General features: G+C 55.4%; 14 protein-coding genes. 6 read left to right on the forward strand and 8 right to left on the reverse strand.

The annotated features are described in order from the left end of the window. Nucleotides 1–81: 81 nt before the first annotated feature. Nucleotides 82–3,195, forward strand: a complete 3,114-nt coding sequence (gene acrD, locus BFV64_RS16285) for a multidrug efflux RND transporter permease AcrD (RefSeq protein WP_014884759.1) — start codon at nt 82–84, stop codon at nt 3,193–3,195. A 108-nt stretch (nt 3,196–3,303) separates the two neighbouring features. Here the strand turns inward: acrD and ypfM are convergent, their stop codons facing one another. After that, entirely contained in the window at nt 3,304–3,363 is a 60-nt protein-coding gene (gene ypfM, locus BFV64_RS25500) for a protein YpfM (RefSeq protein WP_015572204.1), read from the reverse strand. 387 nt (nt 3,364–3,750) lie between these two features. Here ypfM and BFV64_RS16290 point away from each other — a divergent pair, with 387 nt between their 5' ends. The 3 genes from BFV64_RS16290 to BFV64_RS16300 are packed head-to-tail and all read left to right on the forward strand — an operon-like array spanning nt 3,751 to nt 5,460. Further along, nucleotides 3,751–4,107, forward strand: a complete 357-nt coding sequence (locus BFV64_RS16290) for an ArsC family reductase (protein ID WP_014884760.1) — start codon at nt 3,751–3,753, stop codon at nt 4,105–4,107. A 3-nt stretch (nt 4,108–4,110) separates the two neighbouring features. Further along, nucleotides 4,111–5,238, forward strand: a complete 1,128-nt coding sequence (dapE, locus tag BFV64_RS16295) for a succinyl-diaminopimelate desuccinylase (protein WP_014884761.1) — start codon at nt 4,111–4,113, stop codon at nt 5,236–5,238. A 24-nt stretch (nt 5,239–5,262) separates the two neighbouring features. After that, nucleotides 5,263–5,460, forward strand: a complete 198-nt coding sequence (locus BFV64_RS16300; RefSeq protein WP_014171111.1) for a YpfN family protein — start codon at nt 5,263–5,265, stop codon at nt 5,458–5,460. A 71-nt stretch (nt 5,461–5,531) separates the two neighbouring features. On the opposite strand, the gene ypfH is transcribed toward BFV64_RS16300, so the two are convergent. From ypfH to dapA, 6 genes are all read right to left on the reverse strand, one after another. Continuing rightward, on the reverse strand, nt 5,532–6,227 hold the full coding sequence (ypfH, locus tag BFV64_RS16305; RefSeq protein ID WP_045135490.1) for an esterase: 696 nt from the start codon (nt 6,225–6,227) through the stop codon (nt 5,532–5,534). Between the two features lie 73 nt (nt 6,228–6,300). Beyond that, on the reverse strand, nt 6,301–8,247 hold the full coding sequence (locus BFV64_RS16310) for a tRNA(Met) cytidine acetyltransferase TmcA (protein ID WP_069602282.1): 1,947 nt from the start codon (nt 8,245–8,247) through the stop codon (nt 6,301–6,303). Beyond that, the gene (gene ypfJ / locus BFV64_RS16315; RefSeq protein ID WP_069602283.1) at nt 8,247–9,116 is read right to left on the reverse strand and encodes a KPN_02809 family neutral zinc metallopeptidase; all 870 of its coding nucleotides are present in this window, start codon (nt 9,114–9,116) and stop codon (nt 8,247–8,249) included. The genes BFV64_RS16310 and ypfJ overlap by 1 nt, the downstream gene beginning before the upstream one ends. Nucleotides 9,117–9,236: 120 nt before the next feature. Further along, nucleotides 9,237–9,950, reverse strand: coding sequence for a phosphoribosylaminoimidazolesuccinocarboxamide synthase (gene purC / locus BFV64_RS16320; protein ID WP_008501631.1), 714 nt, complete (start codon nt 9,948–9,950; stop codon nt 9,237–9,239). Nucleotides 9,951–10,059: 109 nt separating this feature from the next. Beyond that, a complete protein-coding gene (gene bamC, locus BFV64_RS16325) occupies nt 10,060–11,094 on the reverse strand; it encodes an outer membrane protein assembly factor BamC (protein ID WP_014884765.1) in 1,035 nt (344 codons plus the stop codon). A gap of 16 nt (nt 11,095–11,110) precedes the next feature. Next, nucleotides 11,111–11,989: a 4-hydroxy-tetrahydrodipicolinate synthase gene (dapA, locus tag BFV64_RS16330; protein WP_014884766.1), complete on the reverse strand. Its 879-nt coding sequence runs from the start codon at nt 11,987–11,989 to the stop codon at nt 11,111–11,113. Between the two features lie 145 nt (nt 11,990–12,134). Here dapA and BFV64_RS16335 point away from each other — a divergent pair, with 145 nt between their 5' ends. Together BFV64_RS16335 and bcp are read left to right on the forward strand one after the other, a co-directional pair. After that, complete coding sequence (locus BFV64_RS16335; RefSeq protein WP_014884767.1) at nt 12,135–12,704, forward strand: glycine cleavage system transcriptional repressor; 570 nt, start codon at nt 12,135–12,137, stop codon at nt 12,702–12,704. Next, nucleotides 12,704–13,174 carry a thioredoxin-dependent thiol peroxidase gene (gene bcp / locus BFV64_RS16340; protein WP_014884768.1) on the forward strand — a complete coding sequence of 157 codons (471 nt, stop codon included), beginning with the start codon at nt 12,704–12,706 and terminating at the stop codon, nt 13,172–13,174. Before BFV64_RS16335 ends, bcp begins: the two co-directional genes overlap by 1 nt. Before the next feature lie 95 nt (nt 13,175–13,269). Here the strand turns inward: bcp and BFV64_RS16345 are convergent, their stop codons facing one another. Then, the gene (locus tag BFV64_RS16345) at nt 13,270–14,334 is read right to left on the reverse strand and encodes an AI-2E family transporter (protein WP_014884769.1); all 1,065 of its coding nucleotides are present in this window, start codon (nt 14,332–14,334) and stop codon (nt 13,270–13,272) included. Nucleotides 14,335–14,384 lie beyond the last annotated feature (50 nt).

A 14,384-nucleotide genomic window follows, 5' to 3' on the forward strand; every position in this document is an offset into this window, starting at 1 on the left:
CACGTTTGACCTGGGCCTTACCGCTAAAGTTAGGCGGGCAATAAACAATAATGACGTGCAGCAAAACGAGGTCACTTTTACATGGCGAATTTTTTCATCGATCGCCCCATTTTTGCCTGGGTGCTTGCCATCCTGTTGTGTCTGACAGGTGTCCTGGCGATTACTTCTCTTCCTGTTGAGCAATATCCCGATCTGGCACCGCCTAATGTGCGTGTCACCGCAAACTACCCCGGCGCTTCCGCACAAACGCTGGAAAACACCGTGACGCAGGTTATCGAGCAGAACATGACGGGTCTGGATAACCTGATGTACATGTCCTCGCAAAGCAGCGCCACGGGACAAGCGACGGTTACCCTGAGCTTTAAGGCGGGCACCGACCCGGACGAAGCGGTGCAGCAGGTACAAAACCAGCTTCAGTCGGCTATGCGTAAGCTGCCCCAGGCGGTGCAGAACCAGGGCGTTACCGTACGTAAAACCGGTGATACCAACATTTTGACCATCGCGTTTGTCTCCACCGATGGCTCAATGGATAAACAGGACATTGCGGACTACGTCGCCAGTAATATTCAGGACCCGCTCAGCCGTATTAACGGCGTGGGGGATATCGACGCCTACGGCTCACAATACTCCATGCGTATCTGGCTCGATCCCAACAAGCTGAACAGCTATCAGATGACGGCCACCGACGTGACGGATGCCATCAAAGCCCAGAACGCACAAATTGCCGTGGGGCAACTGGGAGGAACGCCTTCCGTTGATAAACAAGCCCTGAACGCCACCATTAATTCGCAATCCCTGCTTCAGACACCGGACCAGTTCCGCAACATCACCCTGCGCGTGAATCAGGATGGCTCAGAAGTGCGTCTGAGCGATGTGGCGACGGTGGAAATGGGTGCTGAGAAATACGACTACCTGAGCCGATTTAACGGCAACCCGGCCTCTGGCCTTGGGATTAAGCTGGCCTCCGGCGCAAATGAAATGGCGACGGCGAAACTGGTGCTGGACCGTCTGGATGAGCTGTCGCAGTATTTCCCGCACGGGCTGGAGTATAAAGTCGCCTATGAAACCACTTCCTTCGTAAAAGCCTCGATTGAGGATGTGGTAAAGACCCTGCTGGAAGCGATTGCCCTGGTATTCCTGGTCATGTATCTGTTCCTGCAAAACTTCCGCGCCACGCTGATCCCCACTATTGCCGTCCCCGTGGTGCTGCTGGGTACCTTTTCGGTGCTTTACGCGTTCGGGTACAGCATTAACACCCTGACGATGTTTGCCATGGTGCTGGCAATTGGCCTGCTGGTGGATGATGCCATCGTGGTGGTCGAAAACGTCGAGCGCATCATGAGCGAAGAAGGTCTTTCCCCGCGCCAGGCCACGCGAAAATCCATGGGACAAATTCAGGGGGCGTTAGTCGGCATTGCGATGGTGTTGTCGGCGGTCTTTATCCCGATGGCCTTCTTCGGCGGCACGACCGGCGCGATTTACCGCCAGTTCTCGATAACCATCGTCTCAGCAATGGTACTCTCCGTACTGGTGGCCCTGATCCTCACCCCTGCGCTTTGCGCCACCCTCCTCAAGCCGCTGCACAAAGGGGAACATCACGGTCAGAAAGGGTTCTTCGGCTGGTTTAACCGGATGTTCAACCGCAATGCCGCCCGGTATGAATCTGCGGTCGGTAAAGTGCTGCACCGCAGCCTGCGCTGGATGATGATTTACGTTGTACTGCTGGGCGGCATGGTGTGGCTGTTTCTGCATTTGCCCACCTCGTTCCTGCCGATGGAAGACCGGGGGATGTTCATCACCTCGGTGCAGCTCCCGAGCGGCTCAACGCAGCAGCAGACGCTGAAAGTGGTCCAAAACGTAGAGCAGTACTTCTTCACCCACGAGAAAGATAACGTTGTGTCGGTCTTTTCGACCGTTGGCTCCGGCCCGGGCGGGAACGGACAGAACGTCGCCCGTATGTTTGTCCGTCTGAAAGACTGGAATGAACGGGACACCCAAACGGGAACCTCATTTGCCATCATTGAACGTGCCACTAAAGCCTTTTCCCGTATTAAAGAGGCGCGCGTCTTTGCGAGCAGTCCGCCAGCTATCAGCGGCCTGGGGAGTTCTGCCGGGTTTGATATGGAGCTGCAGGATCACGCCGGCGCGGGTCACGATGCGCTGATGGCGGCACGCGACAAATTGTTAGCGCTGGCAGGTAATGATTCTGGCCTGACCCGCGTGCGCCACAACGGCCTGGACGACAGCCCGCAGCTTCAGGTGGATATCGACCAGCGTAAGGCGCAGGCGCTGGGCGTCTCCATCGACGATATCAACGACACCCTGCAAACGGCGTGGGGCTCGAGCTATGTGAACGACTTTATGGATCGCGGTCGCGTCAAAAAAGTATATGTTCAGTCCGCCGCGCCGTACCGCATGCTGCCGGATGATATTAACCGCTGGTTTGTACGCAATAACAGCGGCGGGATGGTTCCCTTCTCGGCGTTTGCCACCTCGCGCTGGGAGAGCGGTTCGCCGCGTCTGGAGCGCTATAACGGTTATTCTGCGGTGGAAATCGTCGGGGAAGCCGCGCCGGGCGTAAGTACCGGCACGGCCATGGACACCATGGAAAAACTGGTGCAACAGCTGCCCGCCGGTTTTGGTCTGGAATGGACGGCCATGTCTTACCAGGAACGTCTCTCCGGCGCGCAGGCCCCCGCGCTTTATGCCCTTTCTCTGCTGGTGGTGTTCCTCTGCCTTGCCGCGCTGTATGAGAGCTGGTCGGTTCCGTTCTCGGTCATGCTGGTGGTACCGCTTGGGGTTATCGGTGCGCTGCTGGCAACCTGGATGCGCGGCCTGGAAAACGATGTTTACTTCCAGGTCGGGCTGCTGACGGTGATCGGCTTGTCGGCGAAAAACGCCATTCTGATCGTTGAGTTTGCCAACGAGATGAATGCCAAAGGCCACGAGCTGATGGCCGCCACGCTACATGCCTGCCGTCAGCGACTGCGCCCGATCCTGATGACCTCGCTGGCCTTTATTTTTGGCGTATTGCCAATGGCAACCAGCACGGGTGCAGGTTCCAGCAGCCAGCACGCGGTCGGTACCGGGGTAATGGGGGGCATGATTTCGGCCACCATCCTGGCCATTTATTTCGTGCCGCTGTTCTTTGTGCTGGTGCGTCGTCGCTTCCCGCTCAGAGAGCGGCAGGAATAACATTCAGCCATAAAAAAGGCGGCTTTATCAGCCGCCTTTTTATTGTGTGATTAATTCACACTATGATTATTTTACTTATTTAAGTGCTCTTGCAATTCTTACTGAATGTCATTTACGAAGCATGCCTTCGATAAAATCTTTCCAGTTCCCCAGTTCACGTTCAATCATAACAACCTCTCTTATTATTATGCGCATTCTACGAAAACGTATCATCATTGTGAAGACTATTTAACCAATTGCTGTGATTGTACCCCGCCACCGTTGGGGATTTATGATAAATATGAATGGAGAATCTTAAATTTTGTGTGACGGCCAGCAATATTTTGAAATAACCCTACGAACGGGTGAGCTTTATTTTACCCGCTGAGTTTGTTAGCAATTTATACCCGGTGGACATCTATGCTTAAATGATGAAAGAATATTCAGCGTACAGATGTGCGTTGAATTAAGCAGACGTGTAAATCCAGAGTATTCCTGAATGTGTTATATTCTACTTAAGGATATATCTTCGAATTTATTGAACATTTAATGGTCATAAGGACAAAAGGATTCACCATGGTTGTGATGTACGGCATTAAAAATTGCGACACCATCAAAAAAGCCCGCCGCTGGCTGGAAGCGAACCACATCGAGTACCGCTTCCACGATTACCGTGCCGATGGGCTTGATGCAGATTTTCTGCATAACGCCATCAATGAACTGGGCTGGGAGGCACTGCTTAACACCCGCGGTACCACCTGGCGTAAACTGGACGAATCCCTGCGCGCCAGCATCGTTGATGCCGACAGCGCGGCAAAACTGATGCGTGAAATGCCGGCAATTATCAAACGCCCATTGCTCTGCAAGCCAGGTCAGCCTATGCTGCTGGGTTTCAGTGAAACCCTTTATTCTGACTTTTTCGTTGAGGTGTAGTGTATGTCATGCCCGGTCATTGAGCTGACTCAACAGCTTATTCGCCGTCCTTCCCTTAGCCCGGACGACGCAGGTTGTCAGGCATTAATGATTGAGCGCCTGCGTGCCATCGGTTTTACCGTTGAACGCATGGATTTTGGCGATACTCAGAACTTCTGGGCGTGGCGCGGCCAGGGTGAAACGCTGGCGTTTGCCGGGCATACTGACGTCGTTCCCGCAGGTGACGCAGATCGCTGGATTAACCCGCCGTTTGAACCGACCATCCGCGATGGCATGCTCTTTGGCCGCGGCGCGGCAGACATGAAAGGCTCGCTGGCAGCGATGGTGGTCGCGGCTGAACGCTTCGTGGCTCAGCATCCGAACCACAAAAACCGTCTCGCGTTTTTGGTCACCTCCGACGAAGAAGCCAGTGCCCATAACGGTACCGTGAAGGTGGTTGAAGCGCTGATGGCGCGCAACGAGCGTCTCGACTACTGTCTGGTCGGCGAGCCGTCCAGTACCGAAGTGGTGGGCGATGTCGTGAAAAACGGTCGCCGTGGCTCACTGACCTGTAACCTGACCATTCACGGCGTTCAGGGACATGTTGCTTATCCACATCTGGCCGATAACCCCGTTCATCGCGCTGCGCCAATGCTGAGCGAACTGGTAGCGATTGAGTGGGATAAAGGTAACGAGTTCTTCCCCCCGACCAGTATGCAGATTGCTAACGTCAAGGCCGGGACCGGCAGCAACAACGTGATCCCGGGGGATTTCTTCGTCCAGTTCAACTTCCGCTTCAGCACCGAACTGACCGATGAGATGATCAAAGCGCGCGTTGTCGCGCTGCTGGAAAAATATCACCTGCGCTACACCGTGGACTGGTGGCTTTCCGGCCAGCCGTTCCTGACGCAGCGCGGCAAACTGGTTGATGCGGTAGTGAACGCCATCGAGCACTATAATGAAATTAAGCCACAACTGCTGACGACGGGTGGCACTTCAGACGGACGCTTTATCGCCCGTATGGGAGCTCAGGTTGTCGAACTGGGGCCAGTAAACGCAACCATTCATAAAATAAATGAGTGTGTTAATGCGGCAGATTTGCAACTGCTGGCTCGTATGTATCAACGTATTATGGAGCAACTCGTCGCCTGACGAATGCTCTGAGAGGAATAGCGAATGGATTGGCTTTCAAAGTACTGGTGGATTCTGGTGCTGGTGTTTCTGGTCGGCGTACTGCTCAACGTGATTAAAGACCTTAAGCGCGTTGACCACAAAAAGTTTCTTGCGAACAAGCCGGATCTCCCGCCACACCGCGATTTTAACGACAAGTGGGACGATGACGACGACTGGCCGAAGAAAGACCAGAAGAAGTAATTGTTAATCTCACCCCTCCCCCTAACCCTCGCCCCTGTGGGGAGAGGGGCTGGGGGTGAGGGGGAAAGTGCCTACATAAACTCAACAATATTATCGTCATTCGGCTTGCCGCCGCTGAGCGCTTCATCAAAGTAGTGCTTCGGTACGGTATAACGCAGATGATCGAGCGCGAATTGCATGCTGCGGTCGTCAATCGCATGGCCCAGATCGTCAACGATATCCAGCGTCACATCCCCACCTTCACGAATCAATGCTTCATGAGCGGCAACCGCATGTGAAAGCTCAATGACCCGGTCTTCACCACCGTGGATCAGATGGATCGTGGTCTGCGTGGTCGCACTCGTCGGCAGCGTCGCAAAGCGGCCGTTAAACGCGATCACCCGTGAAACCAGACCCGGCTGCGCTTTCACACTTTCCAGGGACATGATAGATCCCTGCGAGAAGCCAATCAGCGCGGTCGCGTCAGCACCCACGCCGCTCTGCTGCTGCCAGTAACGTACGATGTCGATAAACGTGGGCATGATGGCATCAATGCGCGCCTGACGGTTCTCCTCCGTCACGCCCTGAACCGGGAACCACTGTCGTCCGTTCGGACCACACGGTTCTACGCCGCCGATGCTGACAATCAATGCTTCAGGGAAAACAGGCGCAAACCAGCTACCAATCTGCCCCATATTGACGGCATTATCGCCAACACCATGAAACAGAAGCAGTAACTGTTTAGCCGGTTTGTCAGGGCTTTGAACAACAAAATGGTCGTGTTTCATGGCGGTCTCCTTAATTGATGAGCAGGATTTTACGCCTATGCGGGGTAATGACCATGCCACTTTACTGAAGAAGTCATTGAAAAAATTGCCATTGCAAAATGTCTGCTTTCAACTGCTGACAGCGCGAATAATCAAGGCTCTCAAGCGCTTGCGCGGTTTCTTCGCGAAGCTTTGCCAGTAACGCTTTTCGCCCGACCGCTTCGCTTCTCCCCTCGATTTTCCCGCGCAGCGCCGGAAGCGACATATCTGTGGCTAACAGCAACCGCGTCAGCGCGGCTACCGAGGTTGAAAACGCCCGGTGCGCAAAAGCAAACCCCGCCAGCTCCAGCCAGTCGTCACTATTAAGGGTAGCTTCCCAGGCATCAGTCACCGGGATCTTTTCGCCATTCCAGGCCGACAGGACGCGCATATCGCGGCATAAACGCCGATGTGCCTGCGTACACAGTTGATGCCCGGCTTCGCTCTGCGGCAGCAGCGCCATCGCCGTGTAACACCCGCTGCTGGCTTCCCGATGGCTGCCCATTCGCACCAGCACAAACCCGCACCGCTGCCAGAAACGCCACAGCTCGTCGGTATAACCAAAACTCACGGAGAGATAATCTTCACCGCTGGCGTTCAGGATCAGCCGCTGACCGATGCCTTCCCGCTGACGACGGGGATGAACCACAATGCGGCTAATCCGTCGGCCTTCCAGCGTCGCCGCAAGAGGCGTTCCGCCGTGCGCCGCCAGCGACTGCGCCACAAGGTTCCCGCGTGGACGACGAGAGCCAGCCCACACCGCCCGGCTGAGTTCGGGGGACAATCCGCCCTCGTCCACCAGCCAGATCGCGCCCGCAATATCAGCCCCCGCGTCCGCAACAGCAAAGTGCTGGCCGGGGGCGTCCATCATCCGGCGTAAATCGAGCGGTGAGGTCCGGTAGTGGGCAGCACAGAGCAGTTCATAAACGCTTGCCACTCGTGCCGGGTCGCTCTCCCACTCTTGTGGCTCCAGAGACCTTACAGACACCTCACCTTCCGGTTTGTGGTCGATAAGCGCATCGTCAAACAGCAGCGTATTCGCCACGATCCGTTCAAGCGGACATCCGGCCGCCCAGCGAATGGGGGTGGATAAGGTATAACGCTGCAACCCACTGAATCGGGCGCAGAACTTCAGCAGAAATCCCCTTCCCGTCCCTTCGTAACCCTGAACCGTAGTGGTCAGTAATACGCGGGGAAAGCGTGTCACCAGCTTCTCCAGCAGCGGGCCAGGGATGGCTGCCGCTTCATCGACAATCAGCCAGTCGGCCTGCAGCGTGGAGTCCAGCAGCGCATCGGGTGCCATAAAGTGAAAACGCTCGCCCGCGAAACGCGCGATGACATCCGCTGCGCCTTTCGCCGGGGCCGTCACCACCGCACTCCCCTGGATGCTGCCCAGCAGCATCCCCGCCAGCGCTGACTTTCCGCGTCCGCGAGGTGCCGTCACGGCAGCGATGCCCGCAGGCATGACCAAAAGCGCGTCGAGGATCGCCGCCTGCTCACGCTGCGGCTCACCGCTGGCGGGCTGCCAGGCGGGTAAATCTGGCGCAGCGGGAAGCGTCAGGGGATGATGCTGTTGCCAGACGATCGCATCCGTATCGGCGGCAAGCGTCCGGCAAAAATGGTGAACAAAGTGCGGGGTAGCGATCGGCTCTGCGCTGTCACTCCAGCGCACAGAATCGCTGTCTGGCCTGTCGGCCCAGCCAGAGAACGGTGGTACTCGCAGTACGAGGAGGCTCCCGGCGCGCAACGTTCCGCTGAGTGCGGCGAATGCGGAGACGTCAAACCCGGCATGCGCGTCAAACACAGCATGCAGGTATTCGCGTCCCAACAGTCCGCCGATGGCTTTAGACGGGTTTTCATTCAGCCACAGCCAGTCTCCCGGTAAAGCATCACGCAGGGCGGTGGCCTGGCTCAGCGTCCACGGCTCATCGCCCGTGAGCACCACCAGACGGCGGTGCCCGGTTCGCTCAAGCTCGCGTATCAGATGTGCAAACGACACCATCACATGGCTTTGCCGAAGGTATTACACTGGGCAGGATCACCGCTGTCAAAACCGCGTTTAAACCAGCTGTAACGCTGTTGCGACGTACCGTGAGTGAAGCTGTCCGGCACGACGCGTCCCTGGCTTTGCTGCTGAAGACGGTCATCGCCGATGGCCTGCGCCGCGTTTAATGCCTCTTCAAGATCGCCGGATTCCAGTACGCCCTGCTGCTGCATGCTGTGCCCCCAGACGCCTGCGAAGCAGTCCGCCTGCAGTTCCATCTTGACGGAAAGACGATTCACTTCAGCCTGAGACGCATTTTGCTGAAGCTGACGCACTTTTGGCTCAATGCCCAGCAGCTTCTGCACATGGTGCCCGACTTCATGCGCGATCACGTAGCCCTGGGCAAAATCACCGTCAGCGCCAAGCTTGCGTTTCATGTCATCGTAAAAAGAGAGATCGATATAGACGGTGCCATCTGCCGGGCAGTAGAACGGCCCCATCACAGATTGACCGGTACCACATCCGGTGCGGGTTGCGCCCCGGTACATCACCAGTTTCGGCTGCTGATAGGTGCGCCCCATCTTCTCGAACTGCTGACCCCATGTATCTTCAGTGGTCGCGAGAATAACGGAGGTAAATTTGGCCGCTTCATCTTCGTTCGGGCTGATGGAGCGCGGAGACTGTGGTTGCTGTTGCAGCGGCTGACCGGTCATCAAACCGGTGAGGTCGACCCCGTAATAGCCTGCGACCAGTACCACAATCAGCAGGATGAGACCGCCCTTGCCGCTGGGTAGCCGAAAGCCGGGCCCCCCCATTGAAGGACCGCCGCCGCCATCACTGCGCCTGTCTTCTACATTGTCACTTTCACGACGCCCTTGCCAGCGCATAACCACCTCGAACTATTCCATTAATAATAGCTATGATCGTAGGCGGTTAACGGCAAGATTACCATAGGAAACAAAGGTAAGACGCCAAAGGATGCAAACATCCTTTGGCAAGTGAGGGAGTTAGTCGAGCTTAACGCCTAAACGGTGAGCAACCGCTTCATAGGCTTCAATCAGGCCACCCAGGCTCTGACGGAAACGGTCTTTGTCCATTTTATCCAGGGTTTCTTTGTCCCACAGGCGGCTACCGTCCGGGGAGAACTCATCACCCAGCACCACTTCGCCTTTGAACAGACCGAACTCCAGCTTGAAGTCGACGAGGATCAGGCCCGCATCGTCAAACAGCTTTTTCAGCACGTCGTTGGCTTTGTAGGTCAGCTCTTTCATGCGCGCCAGGTTCTCTTTATTGACCCAGCCGAAGGTTTCGCAGTAGGAATCATTGACCATCGGATCGTGCATGGCATCGTTTTTCAGGAACAGGTCGAACAGCGGTGGATTCAGTTCGATACCTTCTTCAATACCCAGACGCTTCACCAGGGAGCCCGCTGCACGGTTACGAATAACGCACTCAACCGGAACCATATCCAGTTTTTTCACCAGACATTCCGTATCGGACAGCAACGCTTCCATCTGAGTCGGGATACCCGCTTCGGCCAGTTTGGTCATAATGAAGTGGTTGAACTTGTTGTTCACCATGCCTTTACGATCGAACTGCTCAATGCGCGCGCCATCCCCTGCTGACGTATCATTGCGGAACTCGAGCACCAACAGATCCGGGTTTTCCGTGCTGTATACGGTCTTCGCTTTGCCACGATACAACTCAGCTTGCTTCTGCATCTTCATTACTCCTGGTGTGATGATTTGTGTTCAAAACTGGGCATATTATGCCACGCACACGTTTGCGTAGCACGAAAATAAAAAGGGCGGGATTAACCCGCCCTCGTATTTATTTGCTGAATGCTGCCTGGAAGACAGCGACCAGCGCATCGTTCTGCGACTGGGTCAGCGTGTGACCTTTTGGATCGATAAACTGCAGACTACTGCGGTTATCAAGGTCGCCTACCTGAATCTTGTAATCACCGGAGGCAAGCTGAGGATCTTTGGCGCCCAGTTCCAGCCATGCACTGTCGGACAGTGGCTTATAGGTTGCCGTCATGCTACCGGTTGAACGGGTGCTGTCGGTCACTTTCATGCCCACTTTTTCCAGCGTCGCTGGCAGACGCTGCCAGGTCTGGTTAAACGGTGCACGCACCACCAGCATTGGCAGGCCGGTATCGTCCGCACCGCTCTGAACGTCGAAGGTGACGCCGTTACGGCTCTGCGCCGCATTTGCGGCATCAGTCGCGGTCTTATCCAGACCCGCGGCAATCACGTTCAGCATTTCAGTGCTGTAACGCTGCAGGGAGGCGGCATCCGCAACCGGTTTGCCCGCCTGCTCCAGGTTTAACAGCTTAACGTTAACCGCCTGCTGATAACCCTGTGGTTTAACGGAGACTTGATAACGTCCACGGTACTGCTGATCTTCATCCAGCCGGTTCCACTCGATCCAGTCGGTGGTTAAGGTCTGGCTGGCGTCATCGCGTTTATCAATGGTGTAGTTCTTCGCCTGAATAACGCTCACCACCTGTGGCCACAGATTGCTTCCGCGCGCGCTTTCAACCAGCAGAGACGCCGTATCACCGGTGAACTGGGTACGCGCTCCGCTGACCAGCGCCAGAGGCTGAGCGGGTGGACGAATATCAAGCGCTTTACCCACCAGGCCACTGCCATTGGTGACGGGGATATTATAATCGCCGTTCTGAATCGGCAGGATCATACCAGCCGGTGCATGAAGTTCAGCAAGCGGGGTCGCATCCAGATAGGATTCATCACCGCTCACCTGGCGCTTGTAGCGCGAGTCTGAACTACAGGCAGCGAGCAGCATAACAAGCGAAACACTCGCAACCTTCGCCAGGCGCGACTTCTGTACTGAATAAGCCATCAAATCTCCCTAAACTTTACAGCAAACCGGCATGCTTCAGCGCTGCCCTGACGATGTCGCGACCGTGGTCGGTAATCGGTGTCATTGGCAAACGCAGCGTATCGGATGCTACAAGTCCCAACTCCTTACACGCCCATTTCACGGGGATCGGATTGGGTTCGACAAATAATTTATTGTGCAGCGGCATCAGGCGCTGGTTAATGACGCGTGCCTCATCAAAGTGACCGGCTGCGGCCAGTTTGCACATTTCAGCCATATCGCGCGCCGCAACGTTTGACGTTACGGAGATCACGCCATGACCACCGAGCTGCATAAAGTCCAGCGCGGTCGCATCATCACCACTTAACAGGATAAAGTCGTCTGAAACCAGCTCTTTGATCTGATGAACGCGGCTTAAGTTCCCTGTCGCCTCTTTAATACCGATAATATTTTTTACTTCCGAGAGACGACCAACGGTTTCCGGCAGCATATCGCAGCCAGTACGGGACGGCACATTATACAGAATTTGTGGCAAGTCAGTATGTTCAGCGATGGCTTTGAAGTGCTGGAACAAACCTTCCTGGGTAGGACGGTTGTAATAAGGGGTCACCGTCAGACAGCCTACGATGCCGCTGTCATTAAAACGTTTGGTCAGGCTGATCGCTTCTGCGGTTGCATTAGCGCCTGTCCCCGCGATGACCGGAATACGTCCGTCAGCCAGCTCCAGGGTCAGCATAACCACATCGCCATGCTCTTCGTGGCTCAGCGTTGCAGATTCACCGGTAGTCCCTACCGAAACGATCGCCGAGGTTCCATTGGCGACATGGTAATCAATCAGCTTCTTCATGCTAGACCGGCAGACGTTACCTTTTTCATCCATCGGTGTTACAAGCGCGACAATACTTCCCGTGAACATGAGCCATCCTCTGTGCGAACAAGAGCCTCAATGGTACGTTTGGAACTGTAATAAAAGCAAGCGACCTGAGGCCCTCAGGCGGTTGTATGCATTTTTTTTTTATGCTTTCCTTAGGAAGACTTAACCATGCAAAGGAAGAACAGGTTTGACAACCTCATCACAACATTACCTGGTTATCACTGCGCTGGGTGCCGACAGGCCGGGTATCGTGAACACCATCACCCGTCACGTGAGCAGCTGCGGCTGTAATATCGAAGACAGCCGTCTGGCAATGCTCGGCGAAGAGTTCACGTTTATCATGCTGCTGTCCGGAACATGGAATGCCATTACCCTTATTGAATCCACCCTGCCGCTGAAAGGCGCGGAGCTGGATTTGCTGATCGTGATGAAACGCACTACCGCGCGCCCGCGCCCGGCCATGCCCGCTACCGTCTGGGTGCAGGTTGAAGTCACTGATTCCCCGCATCTGATCGAGCGTTTTACCGCGCTGTTCGACAGCCATCAGATGAACATTGCAGAGCTCGTTTCCCGCACGCAACCGGGCGACGAGAGCACCGTTCCCACGCTCTTTATTCAAATCACTGCACACAGCCCTGCCTCACAGGATGCGTCAAATATCGAGCAAGCGTTCAAAGCCCTCTGTACAGAATTAAACGCGCAGGGCAGTATAAGCGTCGTCAATTATTCGCAGCACGAACAGGATGGAGTTGAGTAATGAATCCACTGAAAGCCGGTGACATCGCACCGAAATTTAGCTTACCGGATCAAGACGGTGAGCAAGTAAATTTGACCGACTTCCAGGGACAGCGTGTTCTGGTCTATTTCTACCCGAAAGCCATGACCCCCGGCTGCACCGTACAGGCCTGCGGCTTACGCGATAACATGGACGACTTGAAAAAAGTCGGTGTGGAAGTGCTGGGTATCAGCACCGATAAACCAGAAAAGCTGTCACGATTTGCGGAAAAAGAGCTGCTGAACTTCACGCTCCTTTCCGACGAAGACCACCAGGTTTGCGAGCAGTTTGGCGTCTGGGGTGAGAAAACGTTTATGGGTAAAACCTATGACGGCATTCACCGCATCAGCTTCCTGATTGACGCTGACGGTAAAGTTGAACATGTGTTTGACGACTTCAAAACCAGTAATCACCACGACGTGGTGTTGAACTGGCTGAAAGCAAACGCCTGATCAACAGCAAAAAGGCAACGTCAGTTGCCTTTTTTAATGTTTGCTCCCTCTCCCGTGGGAGAGGGTTGGGGTGAGGGCATCAGCCCGCACAAAATCTACTTCTCTTCCACCGCCGGTACATCCGGCCATGCGTGCACCACCGCTTTAATCAGCGTGGCCAGCGGAATCGCAAAGAACACGCCCCAGAACCCCCACAGCCCGCCGAAAATTACCACGGATAAGATAATCACCAGCGGATGCAGGTTTACCGCTTCGGAGAACAGCACCGGTACCAGCAGGTTCCCGTCAAGCCCCTGAATAATCAGGTACACCGCGAAGCAGCTCCAGAACTCCGTCCCCAGACCAAACTGGAACAGCGCGACGCCCACCACCGGAATGGTGACCACAAACGCGCCGATGTACGGAATCAGGACCGAGAATCCCACCAGCACGGCCAGCAGCAGCGAGTAGTTGAGGCCGAAGATCACGAAACCAATCCAGGTTGCTACCCCCACCACCATCATCTCCAGCACCTTGCCGCGAATGTAGTTAGTGATCTGCTGGTTCATCTCTTCCCAGACCTGCCCCGCCAGCCCGCGGTTGCGCGGCAAAATACGCCGCACGGCGTTAAGCATCTGGTCTTTATCTTTGACCAGAAAGAAGACCATCAGCGGCACGAGCACGAGGTAAACGGCCAGAGTGAGCAGCCCCACCAGTGAGGCCAGCGAATATTTCACCACCGAGTCGCCCATCGTCATGATGCGGGCACGCATGTTTTCCGCCATCGCGTCGATGATACCGGCGTCCATCAACGCGGGATAACGGCGCGGCAGGGTGGCGGCGAAATCAGAGAGCTTATTCAACATGCCGGGCATATCGCGGATCAGGTAGATCCCCTGCTGCCAGGCCACGGGCATCACCACGAAGGCCATCAACAGCAGAATGCCGACAAACAGCACCAGGACGATGCTTGCCGCCCAGCGACGAGAACAACCGATATGTTCCAGGCGCGCCGTTGGCCACTCCAGCAGATACGCCAGCACAATCGCCACCAGCAGAGGCGCGAGAAGGCCGCTGAAGAAGAACAGAATACCGAATCCGGCAACCAGAATAACCAACAAAGCAATGGCTTCCGGGTCACTGAACCGACGCCGGTACCACTGCATTAACATTTCGAGCATACAACCCTTCCCTGAATCGAATGGCGGGAGTGAGACGGTGAATTGTATCT

It is taken from the genome of Enterobacter kobei, assembly GCF_001729765.1.
Lineage (GTDB): Bacteria > Pseudomonadota > Gammaproteobacteria > Enterobacterales > Enterobacteriaceae > Enterobacter > Enterobacter kobei.